The following is a 13,184-nucleotide window of genomic DNA, read 5'->3' as shown; positions in this document are numbered from 1 at the left end:
TATTTGACAGAATTTCCATCAAATACTAAGTCACATAAACAAAAGATTCTTTTTAAATTTTGATCAATTTTCACAAAGAATTTAGATGTTTGAAACAATTTTCTAATTATATGAACCTATCCATATAAAAAAACAATCCCAATCAATGAATCCTGAATTTAAGTGAACTTACAGAACGTATTGGTTAATAATATTCCATTGCTAATTATTTTAATACTGCAGACTCTAAACCAAATAGCTAATGTATCATTAAGATAATTTTTTAGTCAATATATAGGCCCCATTCTATACATCCCTGAAATGAAATCAATTTATTCTACGCATGTTGCCTGCAACACAGCCTAATGGTTTAACTGATTTCATTTAAACTATTGGTCATAAATTCAATTTTTGATGAATCCTTTCCTATTACAATTCAATGAGTAATTATCCAATCTAATGAAGTGCCTGAATCTCTGAAAGATTCTCGGTTAGCACCGGAAGTTTTTGTCGGGCCCACTCCCTTAATGCAAGATCCTTAGCCCCTTCTGAAGAAATCGCATTAACATGAAATCCGACAAATTGCTGATCCGATTCAACAGTTAACCTGACCAGTTCCTTCTTAAAGCTATCTCCTGTAAGCTGTTTTAATTCAACAAGCCTTTCATGGTTTTCATCACTGATAGCAATGGAAGAATCAGGTCCGCTTATTCCTAACAGCGCATTCAACTCCAAAATGTATTTTTTGAAAACTCTACACGCTTTTTTGCAAGTACAGGAAAACGCGGATCAGCATTGATTTTGAAAAGCTCTTCATTCAGAAGTTGTTGATAGTTATGCTCAGGCACGGCCATGTCATAGAAATTTTCAGATGTGACCATATAGGCCCCAGTATCTTCCTTATGGCAGGATGTACACAGCAACCAGCAACATACCAAACCATATAGTAGCAGCTTAAAGTGTAGCGAAAAAAAGATTGGTAGCACGTCGAATATCCATGGTTTTTCGTTTTATTTCGAAAAGCCTTTTATCTGATCGACGGGTACTGCGAAAAACAGTTACAACATAAAGCAGCATAAAAAAGCAAATTTTAAAACAGAGTAAATGTTAGCCTGGTTATGCTACCAGGCTAACATTTATTAGGGGCTAAGGCTTCAAAACAACCTTAACGCAATCGTCTTCCTTTTCATCAAAAATTTTATAGCCACGTGCGGCATCTTCAAGCGGAATTGTATGGGTTATAATATCATCCAGCACTACTTTACCCTCATCTACAAGCCCGATCAGTTTATCAATATAGTTGAGTACCGGAGCCTGCCCCTGCTTAATGGTAATACCTTTGTCGAATATCCTAAAAAGCGGAAAATTATCATAAGGAGATCCGTAAACGCCCATAATAGATACCGTTCCCATCCTGCGGACAGCCTCAAAACACATTTCAAGGACTTTGATTGATCCTTTTTCAAAATTTATCGTTGCCTTAACCTTATCCATAAAGCTACGCTCAGGTTCGAAACCAACAGCATCTACACATACATCGGCTCCCCGTCCACCGGTCATTTCCCTGATGGCTGCTACAACATCAACTTTATGTGGATTGAGGATGTCGACATTGTTTACAGCTTTTGCTTTTTCCAACCTGTAATCAAGGGGATCAATCGCAATTACCCGGCTCGCTCCATTAATCCAAGCTGCTTTCTGGGCCATTAAACCCACCGGACCTGAGCCAAAAATGGCCACCACCTCTCCTCCTTTAAGTTGTGCCCAGTCAATAGCCGACCAGCCTGTAGGAAAAATATCGGTCAGAAAAAGTGCCTGCTCATCACTTAAATGTTCCGGAACAATCCTCGGACTGACATCCGCATAAGGTACCCTTACATACTGTGCCTGCCCGCCCGAATATCCGCCGTACAGATCGGTGTAACCAAATAATGCGCCACCTTTTTGGCTCATCATATCCCCGTTAGGACCATAGTTTTTAAAATTCGAATTTTCGCATGCAGGGGATGCCTCATGCGTACAAAAAAACATTTACCGCATGAAATTGGAAAAGGAACCACCACACGGTCGCCACGCTTAAGATTGGTGATGGAAGCACCGACTTCTTCAACGATCCCCATAAATTCATGCCCCATAACCAATGGTTCTTTTTGTGGAACTGCACCGCTTAAGATATGGAGATCGGAACCGCAAATGGCAGTTGAGGTAACTTTCAGAATTACATCCCTTGGATCCAGAATTTCCGGATCGGGAACGTTATCTACCCGGATATCGCCAGGTTTGTGAAATACTGCTGCTTTCATAGTATTGATTTTAAGATATTGATGTTTAACCCTTCATAAATTACCCGTGGTGTTAAAGAATCAACAATGAAAAATCGGCTATAGTTTAGGTAATTTTTCATTTTTAAAATATTCAGTAAACAACAAGTTAAATAGCTGTTACTAAAAAAGCTTTTTATGCACCAAAATTGATTACACAAGCGGAATAGGATCCCCTTTTCTGAAGTTTTTAGCGCCCATAAAGTTCGGTTTCTGCTTTCAGCCAGTTTATCGTTTCTTCTTTTATAAAATTTTTATCTGCCCTCCATGCCCAATTCCCTGTTGCCTTACCGGGTATATTCATCCGGGCAGTTTCGTCTAATTGCAGAATATCCTGCATGGGGATAATGGCAATTTTAGCAATGGAAGCATAGCAGAGCCCGATCAGGATGGTATTGATATTCTTTTCATTAACCTCGGCGCCAACATATTTTGAAAGTCGCTTTTTAACGTTTGCATCGGTTTCATTTTTAAACCAGCCCAAGGTTGTATTGTTATCATGTGTGCCTGTGTAAACAATAAAATTTGACGAGCCGAATTGATGTGGGATATGCACGGATCCTGCTAAATCTTCACCAAAAGCAAATTGAAGTACTTTCATGCCCGGCAACCGAAATTGTTTTCTCAACTGCTCAACATCCGCTGAAATTTCACCTAGATCTTCAGCAATAAAGGGGAGTTTGCCCAATTTCTTTTCCATCGTTTTAAAAAATGCAGCACCAGCTCCAGGCTTCCATGTACCATCTACAGCATCTTCTTTACTGGCCGCAACCTGCCAATAATTAGAAAAAGCCCTAAAATGATCTAAACGAAGAAGATTATATAGCTGTTGGTTTTTCTTTAACCGATTTTCCCACCATTTAAAATCATCCTCTTTCATCTTTTCCCAGTTGTATACCGGCATGCCCCAGAGTTGCCCCTTTTCGTTAAAATAATCAGGAGGAACGGCAGCAACCTCTGTTCTGTTTCCGTTTTTATCCAATAAAAAATTTTCACGCTGTGCCCATACTTCAACAGCATCATAATCAAGGTAAAACGGGAGATCGCCAATCAGTTCTATGTCTTTCGCATTTGCGTATTCTTTTAACCTATACCACTGGTGATAAAAAATAAACTGGTTCCATTTTATTTCTTCAATTTCGGCCTGATTGCCTTTTTCAAATTTAACGATAGTTTGGACATCCTTTAATTTAAATTTTTCTGACCAGTTAAACCATTCCTTACCCTTAAAATGTTGCTTTATGCAGGTATAAACAGAAAAATCGGCTAGCCAATCTTGTTCGGTTCTACAAAACAGGTTAAATTCATCTACCAGTTTTTCATTCCTTTTAGCTTTAAACAGTTGATAAGCCTTATTTAATATCTGCTGCTTCATTACTTCTGTTTTTTCAAAATCTACCGGCCCTGTTTCTGGTAACATACAGGCGTTCAAATCACTTTCATTTAAAAGGTCTTGTTCAAATAAGGATTCAGGACTGATCAGCATCATATTTCCGGCCATGGAAGAGTTGCTGGAATAGGGCGAATACCCAGTTTCTTTTTTAGTTGGATTAAGCGGTAAAACCTGCCAGTAGCGTTGCCGTGACTTGGCAAGGAAATCTACAAATTTATAGGCGCCAGGGCCTAAATCACCAATACCAAAACGAGACGGCAAAGCACTAATGTGCATAAGCACACCTGCAGAACGCGGATTATTTTTAGGCATTAACTTAATTACCGCCAACTGCATGTGGTTAAACAACTGGCTGATCAGGATACCTTCATTTAAGGGATCTTTATACTCCTTTTTTCGGTCAGCAGGTTTTGCCAGCTAAGAGGTGCCTCATTTGGCAACAACACCTGGGTATCTTCCCAATCAAAATTATCGGCTGCTACATTTTGATTTTTACAGCATTTAGCAAACCCCAAAGGAACCACAGTGACTAGCCATTGCTGTTTATATTGCCTTGCAAAAGCACAAATATGCTGGCTATACTTACCTTGAACCTGTAAAGGAATGTATGCTCCACGTTCAAAAACTTCTGACTCAGACTTTCTTATCTTTAGCAAAGTTTTAGTTAGCCACATTTTAATTTTTCCCGAAAACCTGTCTTCCCAAAGCCTTTTAAAATTAACAGGCGCATCAAATGCTGCGATCAAATCCGTCCTATCGGCATAATTGACTGGTCTTCTGTTATCTGGATCAACAAGACTTAAATCCCATAATTCGGTTCCCTGGTAAATATCCGGGATGCCCGGAGAGGTGAATTTCAGGGCGAGCTGGGCTAAACTGTTGATGACTGCAAAATCGGAGATGCGTTTTAAAAAATTTCTGATTAAACTATTACTTTCCTGCTTTTCAGTTAAAAGAGCCTGCGAAAATTCAGTGAGTTTATCCTCATAGTCTTCATCAGGATTTGCCCAGTCTGATCGTTTTTTCGATTCTCTTAATGCTTTTACAATAAACTGCGCCAAACGGCTTTCGATTTCATGATCATCATCTTTATGAAAGGGCAAAGCGCCGATAATGGTCTGCAGGACTAAATAAACATCATTATCATGTAATAGCTTAAAAGACGTATTCTGTTTTTGTAGGGATACGAAAGTTCTTTTTAGTTGCTGCACCAATTGAGACCACTCATCCGGAAGATCGCTAAGTACATTTAATCTTGCTCTAACATCTTCCCCTTTTTTGGTGTCGTGAGTGGAACTTCCATTGATGCTAAATGGCCAGTCCTGTTGGCGTTTATACATTTCATTATGAAACTCATGCACTGCCATTCCAAAAGCATCTGGCGCATCACCCACTTCTGCATGGCCTATAAACCGGTTATAGGTGAACATGGCGGTATCCTCTACGCCTTTGGCCATTAGCGGACCTGTAAACTGCATACAGCGCTGAAAAAAATGACTCAACTTTTTGTTGTAGGCCCTGTTTTTCTTTTTGGGGTTTCTAAGAAGATTTTGTTCAACAACTCTCCTGCTTTAGCCAGCTTTTTATCACGGAGAATGGGTGCAAGCAAATTTTGAATATGAAGTGATTCAGCCTCTGCCAGGGGAAAGCGATAGTTGTAATATCGGTATACAGGCATAGTGATAAGCATTTCGGCAAGTGCCTTTTTAAGATCAGCTTGCTTAATGATCGAAAAATCGGGCAGTTTAAGTTCCAAAAAGAGTTCGAATAAATTATCCAGTTCTCCCTGCATGTGCTTAAACAAGATGTTGCTTTTCTTTTCGTAAATCAGCGTGGATGGATCGAGTTTTTTACCTGTTACTTCCTGATAAAGTTTATTAAAGGGCTTTTCTGCTTCTTTGTTTGTAAAAAGATTATTTACCATTGCTAAAAAATCGTAGCCTGTACTTCCCTGCACTTTCCAGTCTTTAGGTAATTCTTCACCATTTTCGAGAATTTTTTCTACAACGATATAAATGTCTTTGCCTACAGCGTTTCTAAGCCGTTGTAAATATTCCTTAGGATCATATAGGCCATCAACATGATCAATCCGCAAACCCTGAAAAACTCCTTTATCAATCAATTCAAAAATGTAGCGGTGGTAAAGATCGAATGTTTCCTGATGTTGCATATTGAGGCAGATCAGGGCATTAACGGTAAAAAACCTGCGATAGTTGATGTTATAGTTGGTTTCCTGCCAGTTGCACAAACGGTAATGCTGATTTTTGACAATCCTGCTTAAGGCAGCAGTATCCCTATTTATTTCCTTAAGGTCTTGTGTGGAAAGAGTCCTGGCGGTTTCCGCATTTACCGGCCAATTGGAATCGCCGTAACTTAGGTAGTATTTGCCTTTAATCTCGAGTACCTTTAATTTTTGCTCTGCAACTGCTGCTTCAAGATCCTCACCTAAAAAAGGGACCATCAAACGTCCATCCCCCTTTTGCAGATCAATATCAAAAAAATTTACAAAATCAGATGCCTTTCCTTTTTGCAGTATATCCATTAACCACAAATTATCAGGATGAAAGGCCATGTGATTAGGAACGATATCCTGAAGCCAGTTAATGCCAGCTGCTTTCAACTTTTTAGAGACCTCTATCAATTCGGCTTCAGTACCAATTTCAGGATTGATCTTCAGGGGATTTACCACATCATAACCGTGTGTACTTCCGGGCATAGCCTCAAAAATTGGGGAAGCGTATAATGTACCGATCCCCAATTCTATTAGATAAGGAATGATTTGATCCAGCGATTTGAGGTTAAAATTTTTATGAAACTGGATCCGATAGGTAGAAGTTGGTTTATACATCTGTTTTGTAAAGAATAATAATTGATTCGGGAAATAAAGTAATCTGGCCTTCAGCAGATATATTGTTTGATTCCTGGTTTGGACCGTTCCACTTTACTAAAGCAGAATCTAACAGCACCGGGGCATATTGAAATGCCGGATCAATGAATAAGGTTTGTATATGTTTGGAAAAATTGAACATCGCCATGATTTCATCGCGACCTTTCCAGCGCTTTAACACGAGGCAGTTTTTTTCAGAAAAAGCTTCCGCAGTCACACTTTCCCGATCCAGGTTAGCAAGTACAGCATGTTGTTTTCGCAATGCAATTAAGTTTCTATAATAATTGAGCATCACCTTATGCTTAGGTTCACCGGTTTTTTCCCAGTCGAGCTTAGAACGTTCGAAAGTAGAGACTGCCTGTGGATCGGGTGTAACTCCATTATTATGGAAAGCCGCAAATTCTGCCTTTCTTCCTTTCCTTACGGCTTCTATCAGTTCCTCATCACTATGGCTCACAAAAAACTGGAAAGGATTGGTTTCTGCCCATTCCTCGCCCATAAATATTAAGGGCAAAAACGGACTGCAAAAAGCTGCAGCAGCCATCACCTTTAGCATTTCAAAACTAACCAGGGTACTGCTTCTTTCGCCCAGCATACGGTTACCCACCTGATCGTGGTTTTGTGAAAAAACAACAAATTTAGCACCTGAAACTTGTTGTAGGGGCATTCCAAACTTCCTCTGCCGGTGCACAGAGTACTGTCCGGTGTATACATAAGCATCCCGGTAGGATTTGGCGAGATCTGCTACACCATTAAAATCGGAATAGTATCCTTCTTTTGCCTGCCCGGTACAAACCCGAAGTGCATGGTGAAACTCATCGATCCACTGTGCATCCATTCCATAACCATACTGGCTTTGATGCCTGATATAACGTTCATCATTTAAATCAAGTTCAACAATCAATTGGTATCCCCTGCCGGTAAATTGAGAAAGTTTTTCGGTATGGGTTTTAATCTCCGCCAGAATATGCACAGGACTAAAATCTTTAATTGCATGTACTGCATCCAGCCTGAGGGCGTCGATATGAAAATCCCTGAACCACATTAAAGCATTTTCGATAAAGAAATTACGCACGGCATCGCAGCCTGCATCATCAAAATTAATGGCCTTCCCCCATGGGGTATGGTATTTATCGGTAAAATATTCACCAAAATCGGAGAAATAGTTCCCTTCAGGTCCTACGTGGTTATAAACAACGTCTAAAATTACGGATAAACCTTTAGTATGGCAGGCATTAACCAAATGCTGCAGGGCTAGTGGTCCGCCATAAGTATTTTGAACAGCAAAGGGAAACACGCCGTCATAACCCCAATTCCTGTTACCCGAAAATTGTGCTACAGGCATAATTTCTATAGCAGTAATACCAAGCTCAACCAAGTAGTCGAGTTTAGTTTCCATTGCGGCAAAATCTCCATCTGGGGTAAAGGTTCCGGTGTGGAGCTCATAAATAACGAGATCTTTAAGATCTACACCTTTCCATCCCGCATCTTTCCATGGAAAAGCATTCAAATCAAATGCCGTAGAGTGTCCATTTGGGCCTTCTTCCTGACATAAAGAGGCTGGATCTGCCCGATCAAGCGTTTCTCTACCACTTAAAGGGGTTATTTTAAAGCGATACTGATCAAATGCTTTGATCTGGTCTGTTTGCAAATACCAGTAACCATAGCCCTCATCAAGCATTGCTAAAGTCAGTTCCCCATCTTCAATTAAAATAGAAACATTTGCAGCCAATGGCGCCCAAAGCCTGATTTCAGCAGTCCCGTTTTCACTAAAATTTAATCCAATATTTCTCTTCTGTATATCTATTTCCATTAAAGCACTTTAGAAAAAAACAAAAAACATAAGCCAATAGTTTTGGAGACAACAAGCTCATTTATACAAGTTCAAGAAAACTAAACCTTCTAAAACTTCATCTGGTTATATCTATACCCTATTAAATACATCATTATGAACACGAAAATTAATATAAATAATATCGTCATTTCGATCTGATAGCTAGCTATCAGATGAAGCTTCCCGATTCTTCATTGGTAGCGTAATGGAGAAATCTTTAAACTTTTCGGCAACGCAATCCAACGATCTTTCCACTCGACGTTGCTCCGGTCGAGATGACGAAATTTTAGAATCTGTTAATGAAGTTCGAAGTGTATTTTCCAGGCTAATCAAAACCATTATAACCTGTTTAGTCAGTCTTGCTTTTTCCAGTGTGTTCATCAATATCCGAATCAGATTTTGCGGACTGTTCAGCCAGTTTCTCTGCAGCATCATTCTGATTAGCACTGTCTGCATCACTTCCCTTTATCTGCGAGACCGGGATAATGCCTATTTTATCTTCATTTTGCGTTTCGACCTCTTTTTTATGATTTTCCATAGCTTTAAAGTTGTTAAATGATATTAGCGGGCAGATGAATTCTACCCTTATATGTAATGTGTTATGTACTCACCCGCAAAGGGTATAAGTACTCTGCAAACGCGCTGCATCATCACGCAACAGGAATAAAATGCCACACTATTTATAGAACCAGTAAAAACCTTTATCAGTTTGGTTTTATTTTTAAAAAAACAGCCAGGCAAAATAATACCTGGCTGAAATGATGTTTAAATCAATGTTATACTAAAAAATTTAACATTTCTATGCCGGAATTTTTCTTGGAACTTCCCGGTCCCAAAATCTGTGCTGGGCAATCATCCTGATAAACAGTTCTGCTAATGAAGAAAGATTTTCCGAAACAATTATCCCCTCGCGCAGCACAGTCTCCTCCGAATATTCATCCGGAAGTTTCTTGTAGAAATATGTAGCCTCCAAAACCTGTATTGCGGTAACATCGGCTGCTATTGCCTTACAATGCTTAAAGGCCTCGTTCAGAAAATGTACTGCATTAGCCTCTGCTTCTAATGTAGCAGAACTGTTTGTTCCTCCCGGAAGATAAACAGCATCATAAAGTACAGAAGCGGCTGTAAGAAAACTCTCATCAACCTTGATCTGCTGATCTTCCTGCGAAAGAATGGCACCAAGTTTTGGCGCTATAATGTGCACAACTGCACCCTGGGCAATAAGTGCATCCTTAACTTGACTGAGCGATTTACCATCTACCCCATCTGCTGCTAGGATGGCTATTTTTCTGGTAGCAATGCTATCCTTAAGTGTTCCAGACATACTTAATGCCTCCGATTTTGCAAGTTCTCCATCTTTCTGTTCGGGGCTATAATCAGCAGGATCAGCGTCTGCCGGCACACTGCCATTTAGTTCTTCCAAAGGAATAACGGGAACGTGAAGCCCAAGAGCATAAGCTACTGTTGCAGCAAGTCCTTTATCAACATGGTTAAGTAAGCCAAGCATGCGTTCCCTTATCTCAACCATTTTTACCTTGCCCAGCTCAAAGCTTAATGCATCTATAAGGTGGTTTTTTCGGCATCAGACTGACTGTTAAAAAACAACCTCGCCTGTGAGAAGTGATCGAAAAAGCTCCTGCTTCTTGCGCGGATCTTCTTCGCATCAATACGTTCGTTATAACTTACAAAGCCGCCATCTGCAGCTGTAGCCTGTTGTGGATCGTTTGCAGCTATTCCATTAGGACCATAACTGGTCTTCCCACGGTTTATAGTTTGGCGCATATAGCCGTCGCGCTGGTTATTGTGTACAGACACAACAGGTCTGTTAATCGGAATCTCATGAAAATTTGGTCCGCCAAGCCTGATCAGCTGCGTATCGGTATAAGAAAAAAGCCTGCCCTGTAAAAGCGGGTCGTTGGTAAAATCTATTCCCGGAACAACATGCCCGACATGAAAAGCAACCTGTTCAGTTTCTGCAAAAAAATTATCGGGATTGCGGTTTAAAGTCATTTTTCCAATGCGTTGCACCGGAACCAGCTCTTCAGGAATTAATTTTGTCGGATCCAATAAGTCGAAGCCAAACTTAAATTCATCTTCTTCTGCAACAATCTGAACACCAAGTTCCCACTCCGGAAAAGCACCTGCTTCTATCGCATCCCAAAGATCTCTTCTATGAAAGTCTGGGTCCTTTCCAGAAATATTCTGCGCTTCATCCCATGCAACCGAATGTACGCCCAGCAGTGGTTTCCAGTGAAATTTCACAAAACTTGCCACCCCCGATCCATTAACAAAGCGAAAAGTATGTACCCCGAAACCTTCCATCATCCGGTAACTCCTTGGAACGGCCCTGTCGCTCATCAGCCACATAACCATGTGAGCAGACTCGGGCATAAAGGAAATGAAATCCCAAAAAGTATCGTGTGCAGATGCCGCCTGGGGCATTTCATTGTCTGGCTCAGGCTTAACAGCATGCACTAAGTCAGGGAATTTAACTGCATCCTGAATAAAAAATACAGGCATGTTATTACCTACAAGGTCAAAATTACCTTCCTGAGTGTAAAATTTTACGGCAAAACCCCGGACATCACGGGCAAGATCGGTAGAACCTCTTGATCCTGCTACAGTTGAAAACCGGACAAAAACAGGTGTTTCCAAACCCGGATCGCAAAGGAAAGCTGCCCTTGTCATGTCAGACATGTCCTCATATACCTTAAACACCCCATGTGCCCCAGATCCTCTGGCATGTACAACACGCTCGGGTATCCGCTCATGGTCGAAATGGGTAATCTTTTCCCGTAATATAAAATCTTCCAATAAGGTTGCACCGCGATCGCCGGCCTTAAGAGAATTCTGGTCGTCGTTTATTTTGACTCCATGATTGGTGGTTAGTTTCTGACCGGTAGAATCCGCAACAAAGGCCTCAAGTTTTGTCGTTTTATCATTGTCCTGTTGTATTGGACTGGTATCTTTTACTGTTGTTTTTTTGCCATTTTTTTCTCCTTTCTTAAGCCTCCTCAGCTGCTTTATAATTAATTTCATTCTCAGCAATATCGGTAAGCTTTACATCAGCAAGTTTTTCTTCTGCTAGTGTTTGTTCAAGTAAATCTGCAATTTCTGTTAAACCCAATGTAGTTGCCAATTGGAAAAGCCCGCTGTAAGAAGCAATTTCGTAGTGTTCTACCTTTTGGCTGGCTAATATAATGCCCACATCCCGGGTTGCTGTTCCAGCCTCAGTTTCTTCAATAATACTTTCTCCCTCTTTACTCAATCCTTCCATCGCATCACATTTTTTGGCTATGGGTTTTTCGCCAAGGAGTTCAAATACCTTTTCAAGTCTGGCTACATGTCCTGTGGTTTCAGTAAGATGCGATTCAATTGCACCTTTAAGTACTGGTGATGTTGCGCTGGAAATCATTTTAGGCAAATTTTTAACCAAATGATTCTCGGCCCAATAAAGATCACAGATTCCATCTTTAAAGAGTTCTTTCAAGGCCGGAGAAGCCGCTATCGTATCTTTAGCGCTAAGTTTTGGTTTACTGCCGCTGTCTTGTTTTTTCATGGTATGTTTATGTTTAAGATGTTTCGTTGTTGACCATCATGTATTATAACCCTATATTTTGCTATTTAGTTTCCGAAATTTATCCGCGTTTTAATACGTCTTTTAATAAAAGATAGCTGCCAGACGGAACCCTCACTTCAAAACAGGGAAATAACCTGACGAGCTGATAAACCGGGCTTCATCAAAATTTAGTGATGAGTCCAATTTTTAATGAAAAATTTTAGCATAAACTCCGTTCGGTCAGAAAGAATAATAAAAGATTTTAGCATCGAAAAGTACAAACAAGTAAAAAACTCAAAACTATCCACAATTTTATCCTGTTCTATAATAAAGAACCTATTAAAAATATAATTATGGCAACTACAAAAACACCGGCAAAGAAAACCGCGAAACCTACAGGTAAAACAGGAAAAATTGAGAATTCAGAATTCCATGATTTTTTTGTAGATGAGTTAAAAGATATTTATTGGGCAGAAAAGCATCTTGCTAAAGCACTGCCAAAAATGAAGAAAGCTGCTACAAGCCCGGAGCTGGCAGCTGCTTTTGAAAAGCATACTCAGGAAACGGAGCAACATATCAGCACCCTCGAAGAAGTATTTAGTCTTTTAGGCGAAAAAGCGACTGCAAAAAAATGTGATGCCATGGCTGGTTTACTGGAAGAGGCAAACGGAATTATTGCTGATACTGATAAAGGTACCATGATCCGCGATGCCGGGCTTATCCTTGCTGCTCAAAAAGTTGAGCATTATGAAATTGCAACCTACGGAACCTTAAGGGTATTTGCAGAGAATATTGGCCACAATGATGTAGCTGAACTCCTTACGCAAACACTAGAAAATGAAAAGGCAACAGATGTAGCCCTGACCGAAATAGCGGTTAACGCAGTTAATGCGGAAGCAGTAACAGAATAAAAGACAAAAAAGGCTCTACGGAGCCTTTTTTGTCTTTTGTTCAAATCAAAACGAAGTGAGGGATCTCAAACCGAAGAAATACAAATCCCGAAACACTGATCAAAATAGCCTACTGAAATATACAACCAATAAGGGAAAGATTCTTCATTACATTCAGAATGACAGCGTATTTCTACAAGGTGTTATGCTGAAAGCCTGCCCTGATTTTAGGGAAAGTAATCTTTTTAGCAAAGATCGCTAGCAGGAAAGATTGCTTCGTCGTTTCACCTCAGCAATGACGACATTTCTTAGGTATTTATT

10 protein-coding genes and 1 pseudogene are annotated in these 13,184 nt (G+C 40.1%); 1 reads left to right on the top strand and 10 read right to left on the bottom strand.

Features of this window, described 5'->3' with window-relative positions; genetic code table 11:
• Nucleotides 1–435 precede the first annotated feature (435 nt).
• The 10 genes and pseudogenes from ACQ86H_RS06365 to ACQ86H_RS06320 all read right to left on the bottom strand — a co-directional run bounded on the left by ACQ86H_RS06365 (nucleotide 436) and on the right by ACQ86H_RS06320 (nucleotide 11,973).
• On the bottom strand, nucleotides 436–714 hold the full coding sequence (locus ACQ86H_RS06365) for a DUF4142 domain-containing protein (protein WP_431294201.1): 279 nt from the start codon (nucleotides 712–714) through the stop codon (nucleotides 436–438).
• A gap of 411 nt (nucleotides 715–1,125) precedes the next feature.
• On the bottom strand, nucleotides 1,126–1,935 hold the full coding sequence (locus tag ACQ86H_RS06360) for a zinc-binding dehydrogenase (RefSeq protein WP_431294200.1): 810 nt from the start codon (nucleotides 1,933–1,935) through the stop codon (nucleotides 1,126–1,128).
• Entirely contained in the window at nucleotides 1,932–2,282 is a 351-nt protein-coding gene (locus ACQ86H_RS06355) for an alcohol dehydrogenase catalytic domain-containing protein (protein ID WP_431294199.1), read from the bottom strand. Before ACQ86H_RS06355 ends, ACQ86H_RS06360 begins: the two co-directional genes overlap by 4 nt.
• Nucleotides 2,283–2,490: 208 nt before the next feature.
• Entirely contained in the window at nucleotides 2,491–4,023 is a 1,533-nt protein-coding gene (malQ, locus tag ACQ86H_RS06350; RefSeq protein WP_431294198.1) for a 4-alpha-glucanotransferase, read from the bottom strand.
• A gap of 41 nt (nucleotides 4,024–4,064) precedes the next feature.
• Nucleotides 4,065–5,171 carry a hypothetical protein gene (locus ACQ86H_RS06345; protein ID WP_431294197.1) on the bottom strand — a complete coding sequence of 369 codons (1,107 nt, stop codon included), beginning with the start codon at nucleotides 5,169–5,171 and terminating at the stop codon, nucleotides 4,065–4,067.
• Between the two features lie 20 nt (nucleotides 5,172–5,191).
• Nucleotides 5,192–6,541, bottom strand: coding sequence for an alpha-amylase family glycosyl hydrolase (locus tag ACQ86H_RS06340; RefSeq protein ID WP_431294196.1), 1,350 nt, complete (start codon nucleotides 6,539–6,541; stop codon nucleotides 5,192–5,194).
• Nucleotides 6,534–8,393, bottom strand: coding sequence for a malto-oligosyltrehalose trehalohydrolase (treZ, locus tag ACQ86H_RS06335; RefSeq protein WP_431294195.1), 1,860 nt, complete (start codon nucleotides 8,391–8,393; stop codon nucleotides 6,534–6,536). Before treZ ends, ACQ86H_RS06340 begins: the two co-directional genes overlap by 8 nt.
• 370 nt (nucleotides 8,394–8,763) lie before the next feature.
• On the bottom strand, nucleotides 8,764–8,952 hold the full coding sequence (locus ACQ86H_RS06330; RefSeq protein ID WP_431294194.1) for a hypothetical protein: 189 nt from the start codon (nucleotides 8,950–8,952) through the stop codon (nucleotides 8,764–8,766).
• Nucleotides 8,953–9,213: 261 nt separating this feature from the next.
• Nucleotides 9,214–11,453: pseudogene (locus ACQ86H_RS06325) on the bottom strand (catalase).
• A complete protein-coding gene (locus tag ACQ86H_RS06320; protein ID WP_138818206.1) occupies nucleotides 11,419–11,973 on the bottom strand; it encodes a ferritin-like domain-containing protein in 555 nt (184 codons plus the stop codon). Before ACQ86H_RS06320 ends, ACQ86H_RS06325 begins: the two are co-directional and overlap by 35 nt.
• Nucleotides 11,974–12,326: 353 nt before the next feature.
• On the opposite strand from ACQ86H_RS06320, the gene ACQ86H_RS06315 reads away from it, so the two are divergent.
• Nucleotides 12,327–12,884 (top strand): ferritin-like domain-containing protein, encoded by a 558-nt coding sequence (locus ACQ86H_RS06315; RefSeq protein WP_431294193.1) that lies wholly within the window; start codon nucleotides 12,327–12,329, stop codon nucleotides 12,882–12,884.
• Nucleotides 12,885–13,184 lie beyond the last annotated feature (300 nt).

The organism is Pedobacter sp. P26, assembly GCF_050632135.1.
GTDB lineage: Bacteria > Bacteroidota > Bacteroidia > Sphingobacteriales > Sphingobacteriaceae > Pedobacter.
The sequence above is the reverse complement of the archived record's forward strand: the minus strand, read 5'-3'. Positions and strand labels throughout refer to the sequence as shown.